Annotated in this window: 12 protein-coding genes and 1 pseudogene; 5 read left to right on the forward strand and 8 right to left on the reverse strand. The window is 60.8% G+C overall.

Annotation, left to right across the window (positions count from 1 at the left end; genetic code table 11):
* From FV233_RS20645 to FV233_RS20655, 3 genes are all read right to left on the reverse strand, one after another.
* Positions 1–645: toll/interleukin-1 receptor domain-containing protein (locus FV233_RS20645; RefSeq protein WP_147898614.1), on the reverse strand; the 645-nt coding region annotated here is incomplete at its 3' end.
* A 606-nt stretch (positions 646–1,251) separates the two neighbouring features.
* The gene (locus FV233_RS20650) at positions 1,252–2,169 is read right to left on the reverse strand and encodes a toll/interleukin-1 receptor domain-containing protein (protein ID WP_187278187.1); all 918 of its coding nucleotides are present in this window, start codon (positions 2,167–2,169) and stop codon (positions 1,252–1,254) included.
* A 266-nt stretch (positions 2,170–2,435) separates the two neighbouring features.
* Positions 2,436–2,894 carry a hypothetical protein gene (locus FV233_RS20655; protein WP_147898616.1) on the reverse strand — a complete coding sequence of 153 codons (459 nt, stop codon included), beginning with the start codon at positions 2,892–2,894 and terminating at the stop codon, positions 2,436–2,438.
* Positions 2,895–3,133: 239 nt separating this feature from the next.
* Here FV233_RS20655 and FV233_RS30510 point away from each other — a divergent pair, with 239 nt between their 5' ends.
* Entirely contained in the window at positions 3,134–3,370 is a 237-nt protein-coding gene (locus FV233_RS30510) for a hypothetical protein (RefSeq protein ID WP_187278190.1), read from the forward strand.
* Here FV233_RS30510 and FV233_RS20660 read toward each other — a convergent pair.
* Positions 3,351–4,156 (reverse strand): annotated as a pseudogene (locus FV233_RS20660) (IS5 family transposase). The gene FV233_RS30510 and the pseudogene FV233_RS20660 overlap by 20 nt on opposite strands.
* A gap of 545 nt (positions 4,157–4,701) precedes the next feature.
* On the opposite strand from FV233_RS20660, the gene FV233_RS20665 reads away from it, so the two are divergent.
* A complete protein-coding gene (locus FV233_RS20665) occupies positions 4,702–5,643 on the forward strand; it encodes a toll/interleukin-1 receptor domain-containing protein (protein WP_187278188.1) in 942 nt (313 codons plus the stop codon).
* Between the two features lie 266 nt (positions 5,644–5,909).
* Here the strand turns inward: FV233_RS20665 and FV233_RS20670 are convergent, their stop codons facing one another.
* Positions 5,910–7,988, reverse strand: coding sequence for an NAD-binding protein (locus FV233_RS20670; protein ID WP_147898618.1), 2,079 nt, complete (start codon positions 7,986–7,988; stop codon positions 5,910–5,912).
* A gap of 228 nt (positions 7,989–8,216) precedes the next feature.
* On the opposite strand from FV233_RS20670, the gene FV233_RS20675 reads away from it, so the two are divergent.
* The 3 genes from FV233_RS20675 to FV233_RS30515 all read left to right on the forward strand — a co-directional run bounded on the left by FV233_RS20675 (position 8,217) and on the right by FV233_RS30515 (position 13,783).
* On the forward strand, positions 8,217–10,202 hold the full coding sequence (locus FV233_RS20675) for a hypothetical protein (RefSeq protein WP_147898619.1): 1,986 nt from the start codon (positions 8,217–8,219) through the stop codon (positions 10,200–10,202).
* Between the two features lie 546 nt (positions 10,203–10,748).
* Positions 10,749–11,150, forward strand: coding sequence for a hypothetical protein (locus FV233_RS20680; protein ID WP_147898620.1), 402 nt, complete (start codon positions 10,749–10,751; stop codon positions 11,148–11,150).
* Between the two features lie 407 nt (positions 11,151–11,557).
* Positions 11,558–13,783, forward strand: coding sequence for a HEAT repeat domain-containing protein (locus FV233_RS30515; protein WP_187278189.1), 2,226 nt, complete (start codon positions 11,558–11,560; stop codon positions 13,781–13,783).
* Between the two features lie 124 nt (positions 13,784–13,907).
* Here the strand turns inward: FV233_RS30515 and FV233_RS20695 are convergent, their stop codons facing one another.
* The 3 genes from FV233_RS20695 to FV233_RS30910 form a co-directional block, all read right to left on the reverse strand.
* A complete protein-coding gene (locus FV233_RS20695) occupies positions 13,908–15,104 on the reverse strand; it encodes a hypothetical protein (RefSeq protein ID WP_147898623.1) in 1,197 nt (398 codons plus the stop codon).
* A 1,082-nt stretch (positions 15,105–16,186) separates the two neighbouring features.
* Entirely contained in the window at positions 16,187–19,960 is a 3,774-nt protein-coding gene (locus tag FV233_RS20705; protein ID WP_147898625.1) for a DNA-primase RepB domain-containing protein, read from the reverse strand.
* Between the two features lie 604 nt (positions 19,961–20,564).
* The coding region (locus tag FV233_RS30910) for a hypothetical protein (RefSeq protein WP_210249496.1) at positions 20,565–20,826 on the reverse strand (262 nt) is incomplete at its 5' end.

Consider the following 20,826-nt stretch of genomic DNA (forward strand, 5'->3'; position numbering starts at 1 on the left):
CCCCTCACGAATTACTTCAATTTTTGAGGGCGTATGATTTTTTATGACCGTTGAGGAATTATTTTGAGCGCCAACTGTTAGGTGCTCGTTGATTGTTGGCTTTGATCGTGGGGCGTCGCTTTTATCAACTTCGCGTAACGACGATCGTATGGATTTGGCGAGGTGCTCCAAAAACTGACCAACTTCGGCGGATTCGTAATTTTGCAAACGTAAATTGCGGAAATCCACCCACTGGCGCGACTTCAGGATCTGAAGTGTCGACGCACTGTAGCACTCGTCGGGATTGCGTTCCTCGATGTGAGATGTATCGATAAAATGGATCGGGAAGATCAGCCGCTTTGATTTCAATTCATTTTCTCGCAGTCTAAACAGATCTATTTCCTGTGAGCACCACTCACTCTGTAAAAATGCCGGTGTGATTATAGGTATTATGAACGAAGTCTCGCCAATGGCCGATCTGATTTGTTGTTCCCACTCTGACCCAGGCGGAATTGCTGCCACATCCTGCCAAATTACGACTGTGGGGCGCCTGCCTATCTGCTGCTGCAATTCCTGACTTAATAAAGAACGGAGTAAACTTAGTTTGCCTCTCGATGAATTCTCGTCGGAACTAGTGTAGCTCCAAAATCCAGTTGGTATCAGCATGAGATAGAACGCCTAAATAAAGTAGATCGGTGATTGTTACTCGTAACTAAAGTTGATGCTTGGCGGTTAACAGAAGTAGGCTTCCTGTTGATTTGAAGGGCTTACTTAGGCACGGCGCAAATGCTGCGGCGTCCAGCGTCCGTAGATTTGTGGGAGAATGCGCACGACAGTGTCGCGCCCCTTCGTATTGCCCGCAAACACATTGTACATGAAAGCCAATCTGATCAATTCGTCGGGTAGTTCGACGCCGCCCGTTACCGCACCGCTCGCTTGCCAAGATTTGATAGTTTCCGTGAGCTTCCCAACCAAGTAGCCGACCGCGACATCGCAAGAAACCCGCTTATGATCTTCGCTCTTTAGGCGAGGCTACCGCGGTTAAAGGGCGCTCTGAAGCAGGTACGGTCCGGTAAAGTCTCCACGCAAAACCAATAGAATTGCCTCGACGGTAGATTGCTTGTGCTGTGGCCTCATCGCTGTGTGTGACAAGGTCGTTTTGCAGCAAGTTGTTGACACCCTCCTCGGCGAAGCGGTGCTGCCACCACCACGCGGTGGGCCGGCTGACGCCGGCCTGGTAGCCTATCTCAGGGATGGACATCGAGCTCTCTATCAGCGCACGTTTTCCATTTGTGTATAGGTCACCCAGGCCCCGTTCGGTTTCCTTCGGAATTGGAATACTAGATCCGAGCAATGCCTGTCTGGAAGGAAAAATTCAATATCGGCATTTTCTGATCGACTCACAACAGTCCCGTCGCATTCGTTCAAGTGGATACGTTTGAGCACGCGCATGAAATTTTGGGTTCCATCCGCGTAGCGCTCAACCCACCGGTCGGGGGCGACTCGAACCCAATCGCGCGTTCCAGCCTTGTACTCCGTCGATGAAGTTTGCATTGTGAACGCACTCAATCGTGTCGCCTGCGTCTCGGGAAACTGTGGCTGTGCGTCGTCGGCCCCTGGTTTGAATAGATGTAAGAGCGCGGGAGCGAGCAGAATGCCCACTGCCGCGAAGAGTAATACAGGCGCCCCGATCGCAATCCATTTCCAAGTTGGCCTGATTCCTGTTATGTTTGCTTCATCTAGCACACCTCCGCTTGTTTTGGTGGGCTCTAATGTGGGAGGCGCGATGGTCTTAAGTTTGTTGCAGATGACTGCTATCGCCCGCTCCCAATTTTGGAATGCGTCGACCCACTGGCGTGTGGCTAGCTCATATTTGAAAGCATTGCTTGGAAGCACATCCTCGGCTCTAATCGGAATGATTGGAACGTTGAACTGACTCGCTAGTGCAACTTCTTTCTTGATTTCTTGAGAATTATTTGCATTTTGAGTAAAAACTAACAACATTGCATATGATTGCTGAAGTGAACGAACAATTACGTCCTGAAATCCCTCGCCAGGACCAATATCTCTTCCAGAAATCCAGCACACGAATCCGCGATTTTCGATCGCTTGGCGGAGGGCGTCAGCGATTTTTTGATCTCGCGAGGAGTGGCTAATGAATATCCAACGGCGCTCCACATCTAAATTCATTTGAAGCGTCCTCGCTCCCAATTTAAACCGCTTGTTTTTCGATGGGCACAGTGTTGCCATCGAAATTGAGAGTGCTAGCTCGCTTCGAGACGCAATCGAGTCTGACAAGGCATATCTCAGCATGCCTGTCCACTGTTCGTGTGAACCCCTCAATGCGAAGATTCATGTCACTGGCGGATCCAAAGCCACGGGCAGTTCCCGCAAGGAATAAGCTCTGCGACGATTTGCGAGGAAAAAACTTAATTCTTCGAGCTGTCAAATCACTTTTATCGGCACACGCCGCTGGCTAGACAGGCTGCGCATAATCGTTCGGCCTCCTGAGATTTACGGGCTACGTCCGTAAAATACCGATTGTGTACCGCTAATATATCTGCGTCGTTGCAGAACGCCGACTGCTTAGATTTAGGGACAAAAATTTTTCTTCCGATTTCTTTTACCTTGCTTCGCCAACGATCTCTGACTCGGTCGAGCGCTTCATTCGAGATGCACTCTTGAACGGCGGCCATGATCCGAGCTTCCAGATCGCTCTTCTTGCCGCATAAATTCGCGGTTGCCTCGAAGAAGGCGAGTTGATCAACCTGGCGCCAGAGGGAATCTTCTTGCGCTTTCGTCATATCTGCAAAACCTAATTTCACGAGGTTGGTCGGCCTCTCTGCCGTGCTTATGCTTGTATCGGTTACGGTCATTCCTGCAACGAGGATCACCGCCATCAGCATCTGATTCATACCGCTCCTGCAACTGTACGCGCACCCACCAATCCCGGCTGCGGATCGCGCCTAGACCCTGTCGTCGACCTTTATGAATGAAGTCGACTGAGGGATATATCTTTTGAACCTGACTTTGGAATTGGAGCATTCAGGCGTCAGGCGTCAGGCGTCAGGCGTCAGGCGTCGGGCGTCAGGCGTCAGGCGTCAGGCGACACGGCAAACGGCCCCCCTGACGACATGAGGATCTGACCCCCTGGATGAGCGAGGAGGTCGAGATGATCAGGGATAAAGCTCAGGCTCTTGTGCGGACGGAGGATCCGCTGGGGGTAGAGATGAAGACGCCAGACGACCTGTCGGCGATGATCCGTTTGAAGGCGCTCGATGTGGCGCGAAGCGGATCGCGGCCGAACTCGGCTATTCGAGGAACACGGTCGAGCACTGGCTTAATCAGGGCGATTGGTACCCCTCTAAGAGTTAGGGACAAAACCGTTTGATCTGTGCCCGGCAGACAAGGGCACATGCGAGCGTCGTGAAGGCGAGGTGCAGGTCGGCGCGTCGCTCGTAGCGAATGGTCAGGCGGCGGAAGCGTGTGAGCTAGGCCAGCGTGCGCTCCACGATCCAGCGGTGGCGGCCGAGGTGCTCACTGCTTTCAATGCCGTGTCGCGCGATCCGCGGTTTGATGCTGCGGGCGAGACACTCGCGCCGGCAGCGACGATGATCGTAGCCCTTGTCGGCATGCAGCTTGTCCGGTCGACGCCGCGGGCGGCCGCGCAGGCCGGTGCGCACCCCCGGCACCGCGTCGAGGGTAGCCGCCAGCATACGGCTGTCGTGGCAGTTGGCTCCGGTCAGCGTCAGGCCGAGCGGCGTGCCCCTGGCATCCACGACGAGGTGGCGCTTCGTACCCGGCTTGCCCCGGTCCGTCGGGTTTGGACCCGTCGCGGAGCCCCTTTTTTCGCCGGCAGGCTCGCGCTGTCGAGGGCTGCGCGCGACCAATCAAGCGCGTCCGCATCCTGAAGCCGCTCCAACATCGCGCGATGCAGGCCTGCCCAGACGCCGGCTGCCTGCTACGCACCCAGCCGCCGCCAACTCGTCTTGCCGCTGCAGCCGACACTGGAATGCGGCAGGTGCTTCCACTGCATGCCGGTGCGCAGCACAAGGATGATGCCCGCCAGCGCCGCCCGATCCGAGGCGCGCGGCCGCCCACCTTTCGGCTTTTCAGGCTCGGATGGCAGAAGCGGCTCGATCACTGCCCAAAGGTCGTCGGGTACAAGAGCGTCCATGCCCGCCCAACCCGCTCGCTGCGGCTTTGTCCCGCGCTCTTAGGCTCGGCGGTGGGGCCCGCTGTGCGCAGATTGCCTCCCGTCGAGATGGCCGCTTCGTCCTTATCATCCAAAATCCGACACTCGGTACCCGTGACGAAGGGCTACTTCCGACCCTTTGCCAATGCCGAAAACGTCTGTTTGCCGGCGACTCGATGCATCTTTGTGATCGGCCCTGCCCGAATGTGGCTTGGTTGCCTTCGATTGTTCGATTGGGAAAGCGGACGCGCCGTAAAGCTAAGGTCCATAGGGATCGATAGCATTGGATCTTTCGCCGTTCTGACGTGATGATCGATTCTCAAAACGTCTTCGTTTAGACCGCCGAACTACTTGCTGGAGCGGCCGTTGATGGAAAGGAGGGCCTCCAGGTCGCAGGATCGAGTCTGCTCCTTACGATTCGCAGCCATTGAAAAGCACAGCACGGGTGCGAACTCAGCTAAAGCGTTGACCGATTGACGAAGGGGTTGGCCTTCGCGCAAAAGGGGCGTTCATATTTGATGCGTGCGATGTGGCTCCAAGCCCCCAAAAAGATCCTGCTGTCTTATAGGCGTGCTGACACAGGCCCTTCGGCAGGGCGGCTGGCGGATCGTCTGAAGCGCCATTTCGGTGAGCGCAACGTCTTCATAGACGTCGATAATATCCCTTTTGGAACCGACTTCCGCACACACATTAAAACAACCATCGAAAACTGTGATTTCGTTTTAGTTATTATTGGCCGATCCTGGGTAGGCAGGGTTGGGGATCAAACACGAATAAGCGATATAGAGGATCACCTTAGGATCGAGGTGGAAACGGCATTACGAGTTGGAGCTGTCATTATACCGGTGCTCGTCGATCGGGCGCCCATGCCACCCGCGAAGGACCTACCTTCCTCGATCGAGGCGCTTGCATTCTTAAATGCAGCTCCTTTAGATACGGGCCGGGATTTCAACATTCACGCGCTGCGGATCATAGAAGCGATTCATTCCACCGGGGCGCGCTCCATCAACAACGGTAATAGCAGTGATTTATGGCTAAAAAAAGCTCGGCTTGCCGTGTTGTTTATGGTTTCAACTGCATTTTCTATTGCTTTTTCTCTATTTACGCTGATAATTTATATGAGATATTTAGCGGTTAGTCTAGGCGGCTGCGGAGTATACGGTGAAAATTGCGTGCTAAATGCACTGATTATCTGCTTAATATCTTACGTGATTACGGAGATTGTGGGCAGTTTCCTGTCTCAGAACGCTTCTCGCGTTAGTTTAAAGGAGATCCCGTTGTTGATGGGTGCCCATTTGAGCGTAGTTATCTTATTTTTGTGTGCTATGACTTATTTTGGTCAGATCTCAACTTCGATTTTCGAATTTATAGAAATCCTCACCGCATTTGCGTCCATAAAACTCATCTGTTATTTGCTTCCTAAATTGTCCGATTCATTGCGCCGCTTTTTCGCAACTAAGCTTCAGTAAAAATAAAATAGAATTAATCCTGTGCGACCTAGACGAATTTTTTATCCCCGTTTTTTATAATGGGATGATGTTTTGATTTGAATTATTGAAGTTCCGCTCAAATATTTCTAGAATCATGCTCCGTCTAAATTCGTCTGGGGCCGAGTGCATTGGCATTTATAGCGAGAGCGGGGTGGATGTAGCTGTCCGCTACGGGCCAAAAAGGCGGGGTTGGTTTTAGCCGTTGCGGACCCCGTGATTGGATACTAGGCGTCAGATACGGATCTCTAGGTTAGACCCAACGACGAGGTCCGCTCCTGCGAACAACTTGGCTCCGGCGCGGATGACATTGTGCTGTCCTCAACAGCATCACTGCAAACGTCGATCCGTTCGCGCAGCAGGCGGATCTCGCCGTCAGCGAGGCCCGCAAAGCGCGTGTCGTGCGCGCCGCATCGAAGCCGAAGTGTTACGTGTGGCTTCGATGCGGCACGCAGCGCGATAGCCAGGCTTCCCGAAGACTCGAGGTCCAAGGCAAGCACTAGGTGCTCGGGCCCGACCGGGTCGAAGGTGTCGAGGGCGCTCACGGCTGTCTCCGGCCTTGCCGGATCGTACACGACCACATGCTCGCGTCGGAGATCACGGCCGAGGCGAGCCAGGATTGCCGGGATGCGCTCGACGATGGCTCTGGTCTGCACCCGCACAGGGTGGGGCAGATCCACCCAGTCCTTCAGGGCAGGATGCTGGAGGCGGAGATCGTCACGGATCGCGCCGTACTGCCAGCCGGCCATGCGCCGTTCTATGAACCAGCGCCAGTGCTCAGCCGCGGCCAGCGTTTCGAGCTCCGCGTCCGTGAGGGTTAGAAGGCGGGGCGTGGCGGCCGGGCACGAGCGCAGGCCTGCGGCCCGCAGCTTGATCTCGAGATGATCGGCAAAGAGTCGATTGGAGCGCCGGAACAGCTCGGGCAGCATCGGCCAGGGCAGCCGGCCCGCTCCCCCTCTAGGCTGGTCTTGAACTGTATCGAGGTAAGTTTCGTGGCAGGCACGAGCGAGCAAGTCGATCTCTCTATCTGCGGTGAGACCCGAGGCGAGAAGGTCGACGCAGTCGCTGAACGGCACAAGGCGGTCGGGTACCAGCGGCCTATCCTGACCCTGTGCGAGGAGGTCGGCGAGCTTACGCCTTGCGCGTGTGCGCACGAAGACGGGCACCGACAGCTGCCCTTGCCGGTCGAGCATCCCGCGTGCCTGCGTCGCGACGAATAGCGCCTCCGCGTCGTCCGGGAGGCACACGAAGACGGCCGCGATCTGGCGCTCGAAGGCACTCGAGAGGAGCGCGCAACTCTCCGGCTCCTGTCCAGTCAGGTGAGCCTCAATCGCATCTATCACCGCGAAATTATCCGCGCCCGGGTACAGGACGCGGAACTTCGCGTGCGCCGGCTCCGGAGTGGCGTCGAAGACCGCAACGCGCAAGCGATGTCCCGGCAGGGCGAAGGCCGTGCGCAATCCCTGAGCCACGATCGCCCGGCCCAGGTCGCCGAAGCCGATCACCGCGATCTCGGTCTGACATGCGCGGGCCACCTGCGTGACGAAGAACGTGCGGCGATATAGCAAACGTGCCGCCATCTCGGAGCGATTGAAAATCTGAAAGTCGACGCTCTCGGAACTCAGGCCTGCCGCGCTCTGACTGAGGAAGCGCTCGAACAGCCAGTCCGTGCGCATTTCCGGCGCGACCACGAGCTTGCCGGTTCCGCGAAAAACGGCCGGTGCCCGCTGCGCGGCCGCTAGGGCGATCTCCAAATTCGTCGTGTCGTTGCCCGTCGTCACCACCAGAGCCTTCGCCCGTCGGACGCCGGCGATGCGGAGCGTGGCCGCCGATTTGGCGTCCCCCTGGATAGCCGGCGCGCCGACATCTTCCACTGCAAGGGCGTTGACCGAAGTCGCGTCGAGATCAACGGCCACGACGCGCTCGCCCACCTCCCGCAAGCGCTCGGCGATGGCGCGCCCGGTGTCGCCAAGGCCGCAGACGATGACGTGATCGCGGCTGCGTCGGGCGAAGGCTACTTTAAGATCGCGGCGGAGGCTCTGCAGAAACAGCTTGGCGGCGGTCAGGATGGCTGCGAGCGGGACCAGCCATTGCGCGAATACCAGCTGCCAGGGATCCTTGCCGAAGGTGAAGCTGCCGCGGCCGCGAACGAGATTGACCGATTGCCCGATCTGCTCCAGCGCCGTTGGAAACGAGCACGGGGTGCCCGTACAATGCTGGCCAAAGCCCCAGAAGGCGAGACCGAAGGCGACAGCGGCGAAGGGCGCGAGCGCCAGCCAGGAACTGTTCTTGAATTGATTGCCACGGGTTGCTGGCACTGAAGACATGCCCTCGCACGGCCCGCTTCCAACGTGGACCACCTACTTCATATACGAACTCTGTCGAGGTTCAGCTCGCCTGTCTCCATACCGTATGGGAGATGGGCAGTGAGCGCGCGCCTGTGGCAAAGCTGCTACGGTGACGCGGCTCGAGCCCGTCTCTGTGCTACGGTGCGCGAGACGGTTCGGCTCTGGAGTGACTGCGCTCGGTGGAGGTCGCCGTGAGGGGAACTGTCGTTGTCTGTCGATCGCACCACCTCGTCGCTGGGCACGGCCTCGTTGCCGAATCCGCCGCGCCCAGCTCTGGCTTTCCGGGTCGGCGTCACAGGTCAGCGTGACCTCGGTCAATTGCCCGAGACCTTGCAGGGTACGATCCGTCTGCAAATTCGCGAGGTGCTCCAGGCGGTCAAGGTGGAGGCCGAGTCCGTCGCACGCGATCCGGCTGCACAGGCGGCCTACCGATTCGAGCCGCCCGCGCCGCTGCGGCCAATACTGCGCGTCATTTCACCGCTCGCCGAGGGTGCGGACCGGCTCGTGGCGTCGATCGCCATGGAGATCGGTTACGAACTCCGCGTCGCCCTGCCCTTTGCTCAAGCGGAATACGAAAAGGATTTCTCGGACTCCGGCAGTCGTGCGGATTTCGATCGCCTGCTGAGCGAGGGTGTGCCGGAAGATCAATCTGCCCTAGCGCTCGATGGCGCGCGCGGGGATTACGAGACGCGCAGTTACGAGGCCGTGGGCCGTCTCGTCGTGCGCAATTGCGATTTGTTGATCGCGGTCTGGAACGGCCGTCCGGCTCGTGGTCGTGGCGGCACCGGGGACGTCGTGCGCTTCGCGGCCCGGTTCGGGCCACCGGTCTGGTGGATCGATGCCACGGGGGCAGTCCCACCCCGGCTCCTGCGATCCGGTTCGGACCTGCGGGCTCCCGACCAAGCTCCGCAGGGTGCGCACGCCGCATCGCGTCTCGCGGATATCGTCCGCTGGATGCTGCTGCCCCCCCGCATACACCGACACGGACACAGCTTGATCGGCCGGCTGGTTCACATGCTGCACGCGCTCGGAAGTCGGTTCCCGGGTTTCATAGGGCGAAGCCTCCACTACAGGCTTGAGCCGTACCACGATCCGCTTCAAATCTACCTTCACGAGGAGCCGCTGCCCGGAAGCCCGTTCTGGCGTCTGTACGATCGGGGATATTGCCTCGTCGGCGGTGCACGGAACGTGCCAGTGCAGCTGCCCGCGTCGACCCCGGTCGGCCCAGCCACTTACTGGGAAGCGTTGTATCGCCCGGCCGACCGGGCCGCGGCTGGTTATGGCGCCCGCTATCGCTCGTCGTATCTCTGGATCTTTGGCCTGGCGAGCTTGGCGGTCGTCTGCGCCGTCGTGTCGCTCGCCCATGAGCCTCTCAAACCGTTGGCGACGCTCGGCGAGGCGGCCCTTCTACTGGTCATCCTGGCGCTGGTGGTGGTGAATGAGCGGCGGAACTGGCACGGCCGCTGGATCGCCTACAGGCTGCTTGCCGAACTGTGCCGCAAGCAAGGGGCTCTCGCCCTGCTCGGCTGGAGCTTGCCGCCCCCTTCGCTGCGCCGCAGCCTACCCGCCGACCCAGCGGAGGGGACGGAGCCGGGTCCGGCCGAGACATGGGTTGGCTGGTACTTCAACGCGGCAGCCCGAGCCTCTCCGCTGCCGACCGGTGGCTTCGGTGAGCCGCAACTGAGCGCCGCGCGCGATTACGTGCGGACCACGCTGATCGAGGAGCAGCGTCTCTATCACCTGGATCGGCGTGTGCGCAGCCAGCGCGTGGGCGCGTGGCTAGTTCGGGCCGGGGAGTACGCGTTCTTCGCAACGCTCGTCTTCGTTTTGGCCAAGCTCCTTCTGCTCTGCCTCACAGGACACCACGGATCAGACGGACTCGAGGGGGATGGCTCCAATGCCCTGCACGCCGTCATCGTCGCCTTGGGGGCGATCGCGGCCGTGCTGCCTGCGGCCTCGGCCGCGTTCGTCGGTATCCGAGCGTATGCCGAGCTGGAGCTCTTGGAGAATCAGTCGGCTCGGATGGCCAGTGTCATGAGCGAGGCAGCCGTTCGGATCAATCGCCTCGACCTCGCGCGGCCGCTCGCCTCGCAAGATCTAGCCGCCGAGGTGTTCGACGTTTCCGCGGACATGCTGCAGGAGGTCGGCGGTTGGGCGGACCTGTTCAGGGTCAAGGCTGTGGAGGCAGGGTAGGTCCCGCACCGCACAGTGACCGCGCGACGCTTGTGGGGTGTTCCTCCAACCCGGAGCTCGACGATCTCCACCTCCTTGCACGCGAGTGCCAAGTTCCTGCCGTGAGGCCGTACGTACATCGATCTGGCGCAGTTTCGGCACCATCCTGCTCTGCGCGCATCTTTACGTCTGTCCCGGGGGGGGGGAGGACGCTAGTGGTCTTTACTAATTTTCACAAGCAGACCGGTCCAATTTCGACGGTTGACGTCAAGACTCAAACCTACGAATGCAGCTGCGCTCCGGCTATTTTAAAAATAAGATTGTCTGTATTTTCCTGAAAAGCAGGAAATAATAAGGAATTTTGGTCGGCAAACGGCTGTGATAAACGAGTCGACTTAGCGGTAATTTAAAGGTTGTTCGAACAATCGGGCGGCACTTCTAGTCGTCTGCTGCTTGCTGACTGTGAGTAATCCTCGTGAGGACGCGGCTGTGGATTTCATGGTTTGGATAAAGGGCTGCCTCTAGCACCGAAATTTCCTAAAGGTATACCTGGTTTCGGAGGTGGCCATGAAAACCAAACTTGCATCCAGCGTAACTGCATTTCTCGTAGCTGTTGTTGCTTTGTGTTTCGAGGTTAAAGCGGAGGATGTGAGTAGCGCGGATGTTGAAAGCATCATTCCTCCAAATGTCGCCGTAGTGAGAGCTCAAAGCAATTATCCCTATCGAGTGCAGATAAAATTTTTTTCAAAATCTTACAATAGGAGTTGGCCTGGCGATAATCAAGCTTATGGCTTGAAAGATAGTGCTCGTCACGTGTTTAGGTTGAGCTGCATTGAAGGAGAAAAGATTTGTTATGGTGCTTGGCCAGATGGAAATACTACTGTGTACTGGGGTGTTGGTAATGATGGTCAAGCTTGTGAGAAATGTTGCTTCCAGTGTGGAAGCGAGCGCTCCTATAATCTAAATTGATAGAGGTTGTGGGTCGTGTTGTTGTGTCTGTCCGCGGTCAGTGCTCATTAAGGGTGCGGACGTTGTTAACGAACTTGGAAAGGCTTAGTCATCGTAGCTTAGGAGCCAAGTGGAGGAAGTCTCCCGGTTCGCTGCGGAGATTGACAGACGTTCCGTCAGGTATTTGCGGTGCCAAGACTCCGATTGGCAAGGCAAATGAGCATTATTTGAATGATACGAAATAATGCCGGCAGAGGCATACCCAGCTTGTAGAATTATTTTCATTCTTTTGATTGAGTATTACAAACGTTAGCGTATGATACCTGATGATCATTATCGAATATTCTGTGACTGCGTTCGCACCGTATGCCACGATTAATTATCAAGATCTGCGATAGCCTATCGCCTGTTGGAGGGTCGGATCGACTATGACGCGGCAAAGTCCCGATGGGTTGGATCATGGATCTGAGCACTATTCCCTCTATCCGTGCCTGTCTCTTTTGCCAGCGGGACATCCGCGATGGGACCATTGCAACATCGCCCCGGGTGACAGCACTGCCAACTACCGGGGGTACAGCGCCCGGTGGATGGTATGGAACGGGAGCCTCTACCTGAAGAGCTTTGGTGGCTACGCGGATGACGGCTTCGGTCGGCTCTCCAGGACGAAGGTGTCACGCCGGCCGATCGGCATGATCGACGTCCATGAGGTCGACACCCCCGTGCCGGCACGATGGATCTCCTGTGATCTCGTGTGCCCGGCCGGACGGGCGCTCAATACCGGCTGGAGCGATTTCATCCCCGAGCGCTTCGTCCTGTTCAGGGTCGTTCGCGGCCTGGTGGTCGCTGAGATGTCCGTGCCGAACATCCACCGCGTCGAGGACGTGCAATTCCGCCATGGAACGTCGCTGCTCGGCGGGCTTGTCGCCCGCGAGGGCCATGCGCCCCCGGAGAGTGCCCCCGCCTCCGTGAAGGGTCTTGCCAGAGCCCTACGCGAGCCTGGAGAGGGCGCCGCCCGCCGGCATCTGGCCGCGATGCTCTGGAGCGCCAGCCGGGCCGATCTCGAGGTTCTGAGTTCGGCCTTGTCCACGTCCCGCGACCCGGACGTCCTGAGGTGGACCGGATACACGTTGGCCGGGATCGGACCGGACGCAGCGGACGCGATTCCCCATGTGATGCGCGTCCTGTCCGCGACCGCCGATCCGGAGATCGCGCAGGCCATGGCTTACGCGCTCGGGGGCATCGGACCGGCGGCGGCCCCTGTCTTCGCGGCCATGATCCCGATCGTCGAGGCCTGCTGCGACGGAAAGGCCGCCGACCAGATCCTGCATTTCGTGGACACGGTGGCATCGGCCGGTCCAGAGATGATCGACGTGCTGATTGCCGGCATGCTGGCCTCCCGGCACCGCAGCGTCCGCGCGAGGATCGCCTGGATTCTCGGCAAGATGGGCCTCGCCGCGGTCCTGCCGCTCTATGCCGCCTTCCTGGCTGCCGACGACGATCAGCAGCGTTCGGCGCTCGCCGAGGCTCTCGGCTGCGTCGGTCCGGGGGCCGGCATCGCGCTGGATGCCCTGCTGGACACGTTGCGGCAGGCGCAGCACGACGATGTCCGCTGGCTCGTGGCCGAAGCCGTGTCGAAGATCGGGTTGCGGTCGCCGGACTCGCTGTCCGCGCTACGCACGGCCTTCCGCGCCGCCACGGACAACCGAGTTCTCAGACTGCTCGCTGATGCGGCGGCAAGTCTCGGGGGCAAAGCCGTCGGCTTCCTCGTCGAGGAACTCGCAGCCGCAGGCAAGGAGGGCAGGATCCAGATCGCACGGGTCCTCGGCGAGATCGGTGCCGAAGCCGCACCGGCTGTCGGCCCGCTCGCCCAGGCCACGACGACTGCAACGAGCCGAACTCTCATCGTGGAGGTGGCCGCATCCTTGAAGAAGATCGGAGCACCGGAGGATGTTCTCTTCACGGCCCGGATCAAGGCGCTTGGGGTCGACCGATACGGACATTGGAGACTGCCAGTTCTCGCAGAAATGCAGGTTGCGCTGGATGACGGCCTGCGACTCCCGGACCAGGACGTCCGGAATCTGGTGGCGTTGCTGGTCGAGGTCGGGGAGAGCCCGATCGGGCGCTGCGTCGCCAAGATGCTGGGAACGGTCGGAAAGGCCGCGGCCGAGCCGCTGCTGATCGCCCTCGACCAAGTGCGGGACCAACGCACACGGGTGGTAATCTTCCACGCTCTGGGGCAGGTCGGCGAACCCGCGGGGTCAGCCTTGGACGACGCGGTCGGGGCACTGTCGGCGGCGGCCGACGACCGCGTGCGTCTGCAGATCATCGACGACCTCGTGCGTCTGGGCCGTCCCGACGAGAGGCATATGGCCACAATCGCCGAGGTACTGGTCCGGTCGTCGTTCCTCCCGGTCTGGTGGCGGCTCGGCCTCGTTCTCGCGGCCTTCGGTGCGCCCGCCGTCGCCACGCTGGTCCGCATCCTGGATCACGCTTCGGACGACGGACTGTGCCGCGCCATGGAGAACGCGCTCATGGAGGCTGCAGCCTCGGACGCCGCGACCGGCGCGGCGTTACTGGCGGCCGTCCGTTGTGCGAAGCGTCCTCGGACGATCAAAGCATTGCAGACCGCCTTAAATAGAGCCGCCCCACGGTAGAGTAGTGGGTAATATCAAATTCTTTGACAAAGACCGAATAAACAGCAGGTCGAACTATGATGGTCTTAAGCCTGAGGTCACACGCATGGCGCCTTTGCTTGCGCATCCGCACGTGCGCGATACATTATTTTGATACCCACGCATTGTCGGTCCAGGCCTCTCCATGTAGATCCGAGGCCAATGCGGCGGTTGTCGCCTGCTGAGCTGCGGATGTATCGAGATCGGAAGTGGCGACGTCTTCTTCCCCCTCCGGGTCGATACGCCCTCGCGAGAAGACCTGCTCCTTGCCGCTGTCGACGAGTTTGGCATCAAGGCTTCGGATCTGCACGTAGGAGATGGATTTATCTTGAGTGTCCTGCCAAGTGGTGGCGCGGAGCGACAGTGCTTCCTGTGCTCCCAACGCAGACAGATAGGGTACCTTACGCGTCACAGACAATCGGATTTCGTCTCGTCCGGCATCCTTGCCCGACGACACGATCGATGCATCCGGAATGGCTTTCTGCATGGCACGGCCGAGGGCGGCAATCAGATCGGCGTCGCTCGGCTTCGCTTTGACCCTGACGAGCTGCGTCTTGTCGGCGACCTGACGGAATTCCGCAGCCGACACTCCGGCGAGATTTTTCACCTTCCCGAGAAACGCTGTAGACCTGCTTGGATCAACGTCGATCGAGATCGATGAACTCCCGGATCGGAGATCGACACAGCCCGGGATCAGACTGGCCGGATCGACACGCGCGCCTTCGGAACGGGCCAACTTGACCAGATCGACCACGTTCGAAAGCTTCGTCGTCACGGATAGGGCGCTCGGATCGACGACAGGCTTGTCGCTCTCGTCCTCGGAAGCCTCGGCTGCCGTCGAATCCGGGGGAGGTGCAGCCGGGTCCTCCTCTGAGAACTCCAGGCCGGTCGCAGAAATCCCGATTGTATGGCCGGGGACCTTCAGAACACCGTTCAGGTCCTGTGAGTCCTTCGATCCGGTCCGCTTGATTGACACGGTGGCTTGGCTGCCCGCCGAGCTCACACCCGCCCCGGAAACGCTTGCGCCGTCGACCTGAAGTGGGATAGCCAGACGGTCGACACGTCGAGATAATGGGCTAGTCGGATAGCAGACATCGATACTTGCGCCCGTGACCTGACTGCCCAAGAAAGTTAATTTTAAGACGCCGTCGATCAGGTACGTTGTCGATCCGTCCAAAGAGCCGTCCGAAAAACTTAGAAACTTCGGCATGGGGCGCGGGGGCTGTGGCTTTTTAGACTTGCTCTGGGCGGCCGCCTGACCACATAGACCGGCGACCAGGGCCATCACCACGATGTATCGCATGTAACCTCCTCAGAGCCTAGGCCTTTATGTCCGGGGCCATCATGCTTGACAAGGCATCTGTCGTCATCCGGCTAGAGACCGTGTAAGATCGCATTTCGTAATGCATCGAACACGTTAGACGATGTGCGAGCGCCGCGTGTCCCGGGCGTAGGGGCCTGTCTGACGCTACCCCGGATCGTCGATGTGGATGGCCGCCGATCTGCGATTGGCCCGTGGCCCGCATCGAGCTCGCCTGCCGTATGCAACCTGCGTAAGCGACACGGAGTGGGCGTGCTCGCGCTACTTCGTCCCCCGCCGGCCACGATCGTGTATCCGTGGCGCTGGTTATAGCGCGGTCCTCACTCTGATCAGCCGAAATCGGCGGCAGGTCGAGTTCGCGACCAAGCGTTACCGCACTCGTTCGATCGTACGCGTCCGGTGAGGGCCGCCTTGTGTGATGGTCGGGTCGGGCTGAGGTCATAGGGGTAATCCTAGGACTTTGAGCATGACGCGGGCGGGCATCGAACTGGTGAGGTCGGAGCGGCGGCGACGCTGGACGCGGGCGGAGAAAGAGCGGCTTGTGGCCGCCTCGTTCGAGCCGGGCGTGTCGGCCTCGGATGTCGTTCGCAAAGCAGGTCTTCACGTCAGCCAGCTGTTTCGGTGGCGCAAGCTGCTCTGCGAGCGTGTCGTGCCCCGCCCACCGGCTCAGACGCGCCTCGCTGGGCACGCCGCGGACGTGGAGAAAGAGTTATTCGACCAGTGGCGGGACGCGCGAGAGTACCCGGCATGAATGAAAAGCCGCCTCCACGGGGCTCAACCCCGCCGGATTAAGGTCGGTGTTAGGCGGGCAGGGCCCGCGGTGGGCCTAGGGCGGTCCAGGGCGGCGGCCGCGCCACGAATGGTAGGCGCTTTCTTGCTACGCCGCGGCGACGGCCGTAGCGGCGGCTTACAGGCCCGCTGCGGGGGTGTAAGAAGGGGCATATGGCTGCCGGCCCTGACCGAGTGGAAAGCCTACGCTGAAGCCCGCGCCAACGATGAACGAGTGGATTGTGAAGGGAAAACTTCCTTCGGTTCAAGGTTTGCGTCTCGCCCCGCTCTTGAGGTCAGATATCAGGCTGTTCAACCACCTCGAAGGCGACCAGCTCTAATTCTAGACCTAGCTCGATCCGCGCCCGCACGTGTGCATGATCGTCGAACTCGGCCGGGTTGTAGCGCCCGGTGCGCCACTTCTGTCGCGCGCCGGCGTGCTTGTATCGAAACGGGACCCAGCCCACCGGCTTAGGCGCCGCGCCCGTCTTCGCGCGCGCCCGTTCGGCCGCCTTGGCGGTGCGGTAGATCTCAGAGTGTAGCTTCGCGGTGTCCTCGTGACTGTCGAGGACAATCCCGATCGCCTCCGGCGTGCCCGGTCCCGACACCCTAGGGCCGCCGTCCGCCTCGATCCATTCGATCGGCCCCAGCCTCAGAGCTTCCAGCACGGCGAGCAGGTCCCCTGGGGCGCTCGGGGCCTCGGGGAACAGATAGGCCGCCGAGACTTCACCAGCGCCGCGCCGCTTGAACACGGCCCGCCGCGGGGCGCGCACGTCCCCCCCGGGTGGGCCCCTTTCCCTGTAAGGTTCTACCCTTATAGGGGTTAGGGCCGACGCGGGGGGCTCGTGCCCCGGGAGTGTGGCCGGTGGGACGGCGAGCCGGGCGGCCTTCCGCGACAGCCCGTGCGCCGCCATAAGATCGGCCTCTCGCGTCAGCACGATTCCGCCTCGGATTAGACCCGCCCAGGCCCCCGGCTTCACCTTTCGCCAACGCACGACTCGATCCAGAGTCAGCGGCAGCGGGAAGTCCGAGATCAGATCCACGAAGCAAGGCCGATCGGCCTCTCGCCGCAGCAGCCGGAACCGACCGATCGCCTGGAGGATCTGCGCCTCGCACCCCTGCCAGCGGAGGACCTCGACCCATGGATCGGGGTGCCGCTCGTGTTCGACCCTCACCGCTGATCCGTCGGCCATTCTCAGGCCGCCCAGCACTCGCGGGTACCACGTCATACGCGCAGGCGGCAGCGGAGGTGGGCATCTCCGGATCGCCGCCCCGAACAGCGCACCAGCCTGCGGCTCGAAGGCGAGCGGCCCTGGCATCTGCCGGCCGATGATGATCGCGCCGCAGTGGTCTTTCCAGCCGTCGAGGCCGGCGAGCGCTCCGAAGTGCAGGATATCGACGTTTCTCGGCAGCCCAGCGGTCTCCAGCTTCCGGCGTAGCTTCTTCGTGCAGATGACGCCGACCTGCCCCGGCGCGGCCATGGCGGCCCGGACTTGAATGTACCGCAGGACGTCGCGGCGCGACCGCTTCGGATCCTCACCTTCGAGCTTCTCGTCGGCCTCGTCTCCGTCCCCACCGCCACCGGACAGCCGCCCATCATCCTCGTCGTCGTCCGCGTCCTCAGTCGTGCCGAGCTTTGTCGCTGTCACCGGCGCGCCGAGGATCTGAGTCACCGTCACACCCTCGCCGAAACGGACCTCGATCTCGGCCGCCTTGTCGACCGGCATTCCGAATAAGGGCTCCAACGCCGCGCCGGGCGGCGCCGTAGCGTCCGAGAACAGAATTGGCGCGCGCCAGCCCTCAGAAAGGCGGCTAAGCGGCCAGAGCGCCAGAACCCGAGCTCCGGTCGCCTCGTCCCGGCCAATTATCAGACGCCCGGATCCAGCGTGCCCCTCTTGGAAGAACCTCTCCATCTCACGCCAAATCATCATAACGTTCTTGGCCGGCCGATTGGCTCGGGCCGCCGCGATCTGAACCAAGCGCTCCCGGGCGGTCATACCCGGCACGATCCTCACGCTGCACAGCGTGAGCTCAAGGCCCTTTCGAGCCGCCTGCGCCATTCGGATGTCGATCCCGGCCTCCTCGAGGACGGATCGTGTCAGCTCTCCGTCGCCTGACGATCTTAGAGCCCTATAGAGCTGGTCATTGTACCCCTTCATCACGGCGGCTTTGTACTTGAACCAACTCTGATCGTTCCCCCTGAACAGCGTCCGATCAGGATCAACAGGCACTCGGCCGAGGGTGACGAAGGCCGCCTCGACCTTGGCTGGATCGACCTCATCGAAGGCGTCGAACGCGACGTCCACTGGTCTACTCGGCAGCGCGTTCGATAGCGGGCTTTCGTCGATGATCAGGAAGTCAGGCGGCGCCATCGACACTGGTCGTGGCGAGAATAGTGACGCGTGCGTGACCAACCACACCTTCGGCTTGGCTGCGCGCTGGCGCTGCGTGCCGCACACTTTGAAGAACTCACATCGAAATTCGCCGTATCTGCAGGTTGCCTCGTAGAGATCAACACCCGCGGTCACTGCGTCGCTATACGCATGGAGATCCCGGCACATGGTCTGCCCTGGCGCTTCCGGGTCCGGCTGCTTACGCCCGCGCCAGATCTCGACGTCTTCAACGAACAGCGTCGGTCGCGCTGTGAGCCGGCTCTTCATCTCCTTCAATCCGTCGTGGTGTGGCCCGGCGTAGACGGTGGTGAGCCCCTCCTCGATCGATTTCTCGATCAGCGCTTCAATCTGGCGGGTCTTGCCGAGTCCGGTCGAGCTTTTGATGACGAAGGCGCGCGGTGTCGGCTTCGGCGGGAGCGGTGCGCCGCGTTGCTTCGCATCCTCCGCCTGCGCCTGCCAGGCTGCGAGTTCGACCCTGTAGGGTAGGACGTATTCCGGCAGGAACGACCCAACCATCTCCCGCAGCCGCACTTCGCCCTCTTCCAGCGATACTCGGCGGTCGGGGTAGGTCGGCTCGACTGGCTCGGCCTCCGGCCCCACCGAGCGCGCGGCGATCGCGGCGGCGATGCTCGCATAGCTGCGCTTGGCCTCGACGCGGAGCCGATCTTTCCCGGTCAAGAACTTGGCCGCGCAACCCTCGGGATGCCGGCGGGCCATCTCCTCGAAGTCTTCGACCGTCAGCCCGTCATGGTAGGCGGCCCAGGCGGCGCGGTGGAACTGCGCCGAGCGGTCGAGACCCGGTCGCCCCTCCGGCACGGCGAGCAACGCCTCGGCGCCCTCGCTCGCCTGTCCCGTAAGCCCCTCCGGGATTTCCGTCTCGACCTTCGGCGGCGCGACGTAGGGGAACGCGGTCCGCATCTCGTCGGTGGACCGGACCGGGCCGTCCAGGGCGAGCGACTTCGTGTCGACCGGAACCCGGCCTCGGGCGCGCTTCGCCTTCGTCGGGTAGTTGACCGTCCCGGCGACCCGGTACGGCTGGGTGATGACGCCCGTGTCGGAGTCGCCGCCCGTTTCGGCCCGCAGCGCGAGCCCGAGTTCCTTCGCTGCCGCCCCGGAGAGGGCCGGGACGAACCCGTACCAGCGGTGGGTGTTGCCGGGCGAGGACTCGACGGCGAAGCTCGGCTCGACAGCTGTGTTGGCGCCCTTCCCCTTATCGGCGTCGTCGTCGACGACCAGCGCGAAGACCGCGACCGTGTCGGCCTCGGTGCCGCGGCCCCTCTCGCCACGGGCGCGTTTCCTAACCGTGCGGGCCTCGACGTAGACGTTGAAGCCAGCGTTCGATTGCCGGACCGCCTCGCCGACCATGTGATCGACGTCGCCAATGGCGAACTGCTCGGTGCGCGAGTCGTTGCGGTCGGGATAGTTCAAGAAGAGCTGCAGCTGGCCGGGATCCTGAAGTCCGGCGGTCGCCGTGGCGGCCAGTGCGTGGAGCCGTTCGAGGAAGGTGCGGACCTGTCCGAGGTCGACCTGCGGCCGTTCAGCCGCCGGCTTTTCCCCAATGTCAGCAAAAGGTTGATCTTGCCGAGCACCCAGTTCGGGGCTATATTCCGAAGCGTCGACCGCTACAGCGACAGATTCGGAGAGCCCGTGGAGCGCCCGCTTTGCGGGCTCTTCCATCGGAAGCTCCTTGATTGAGGAAATCAGGGGCGCCGAAACTGGAGTCGGCGGCCGGGCTACCCGACCGGTTGCTCCTGGAGGATCGACGCCGGCATCATCGGCAGCGCGTTGAACGCCGCGGTCGGCACCAGCCTGCCTTTGAGCTTCTGCTTCTCACGATTGGTGCGAGAGCAGAGCGGGCTGCTGAGCTGCTATTGCGGGGTCTTCACGGCGCTCATGAGCTTACCGTCGCCAGCGACCGACGACTGCGCGTCACAGCACGCGCGGACTTTGCCCGCCGACGCTCCGCAGCGGCTGAAAGCTCCTCGGCCTCAAGGCCGACAGGGTTCTCGCGAGCCGCCTGCCAGTCTCGCTCAGCCGCCACGCTGATCCGTACAGCCGCGCCGAGGTGCATCTCTCTGGGCGCGCGACCGAGCCTCTTCAGCTCGTAATAGGTCGGCGTAGATATAGAATTCCTTCGGCAAAATTCGGGGATTGTGAATGCCGATAACTGGTCGATTGCTTGTCGATTTAGTTTCATAAATCGCTCCAGGGCTAGTTAGTAGCCTCTCGAGCTTACTCGGCGACTGAGCCTAGGCCTATTTCCGCGTATATACGCGCCGATTTAGTTCCGCGTATATACGCGGCAAGGAACCGGCATCGACCGATCACCCCATTCCACACGCGCCTTGAGAAGCCTGAGTTTCGTCCGTTCCACACGGGTCTCGAGACCTTGCGTTAGCCCGCGAATTTTAAGGCCGGCTTTAACCACAGAACTTTCTGTATCATCCTCGGCGATGAAATGGGCAGCAACTGCTCTAGCCCGTGGAAGAATAGCTCTTTCGTCTTTTTCCGGGTAAATGCCGCGCAGCAATCCACAAATATAT

Origin of the sequence: Methylobacterium sp. WL7, from assembly GCF_008040085.1 — a bacterium.
Classification (GTDB): domain Bacteria; phylum Pseudomonadota; class Alphaproteobacteria; order Rhizobiales; family Beijerinckiaceae; genus Methylobacterium; species Methylobacterium mesophilicum.

What these genes read in the sequence shown, in the direction of transcription:
- FV233_RS20650 (WP_187278187.1), bottom strand. Translation starts at nt 2,169, where the DNA reads ATGAATTTAGATGTGGAGCGCCGTTGGATATTCATTAGCCACTCCTCG.
- FV233_RS20655 (WP_147898616.1), bottom strand. Translation starts at nt 2,894, where the DNA reads ATGAATCAGATGCTGATGGCGGTGATCCTCGTTGCAGGAATGACCGTA.
- FV233_RS30510 (WP_187278190.1), top strand. Translation starts at nt 3,134, where the DNA reads ATGAGCGAGGAGGTCGAGATGATCAGGGATAAAGCTCAGGCTCTTGTG.
- FV233_RS20665 (WP_187278188.1), top strand. Translation starts at nt 4,702, where the DNA reads ATGTGGCTCCAAGCCCCCAAAAAGATCCTGCTGTCTTATAGGCGTGCT.
- FV233_RS20670 (WP_147898618.1), bottom strand. Translation starts at nt 7,988, where the DNA reads ATGTCTTCAGTGCCAGCAACCCGTGGCAATCAATTCAAGAACAGTTCC.
- FV233_RS20680 (WP_147898620.1), top strand. Translation starts at nt 10,749, where the DNA reads ATGAAAACCAAACTTGCATCCAGCGTAACTGCATTTCTCGTAGCTGTT.
- FV233_RS30515 (WP_187278189.1), top strand. Translation starts at nt 11,558, where the DNA reads ATGACGCGGCAAAGTCCCGATGGGTTGGATCATGGATCTGAGCACTAT.
- FV233_RS20695 (WP_147898623.1), bottom strand. Translation starts at nt 15,104, where the DNA reads ATGCGATACATCGTGGTGATGGCCCTGGTCGCCGGTCTATGTGGTCAG.
- FV233_RS20705 (WP_147898625.1), bottom strand. Translation starts at nt 19,960, where the DNA reads ATGGAAGAGCCCGCAAAGCGGGCGCTCCACGGGCTCTCCGAATCTGTC.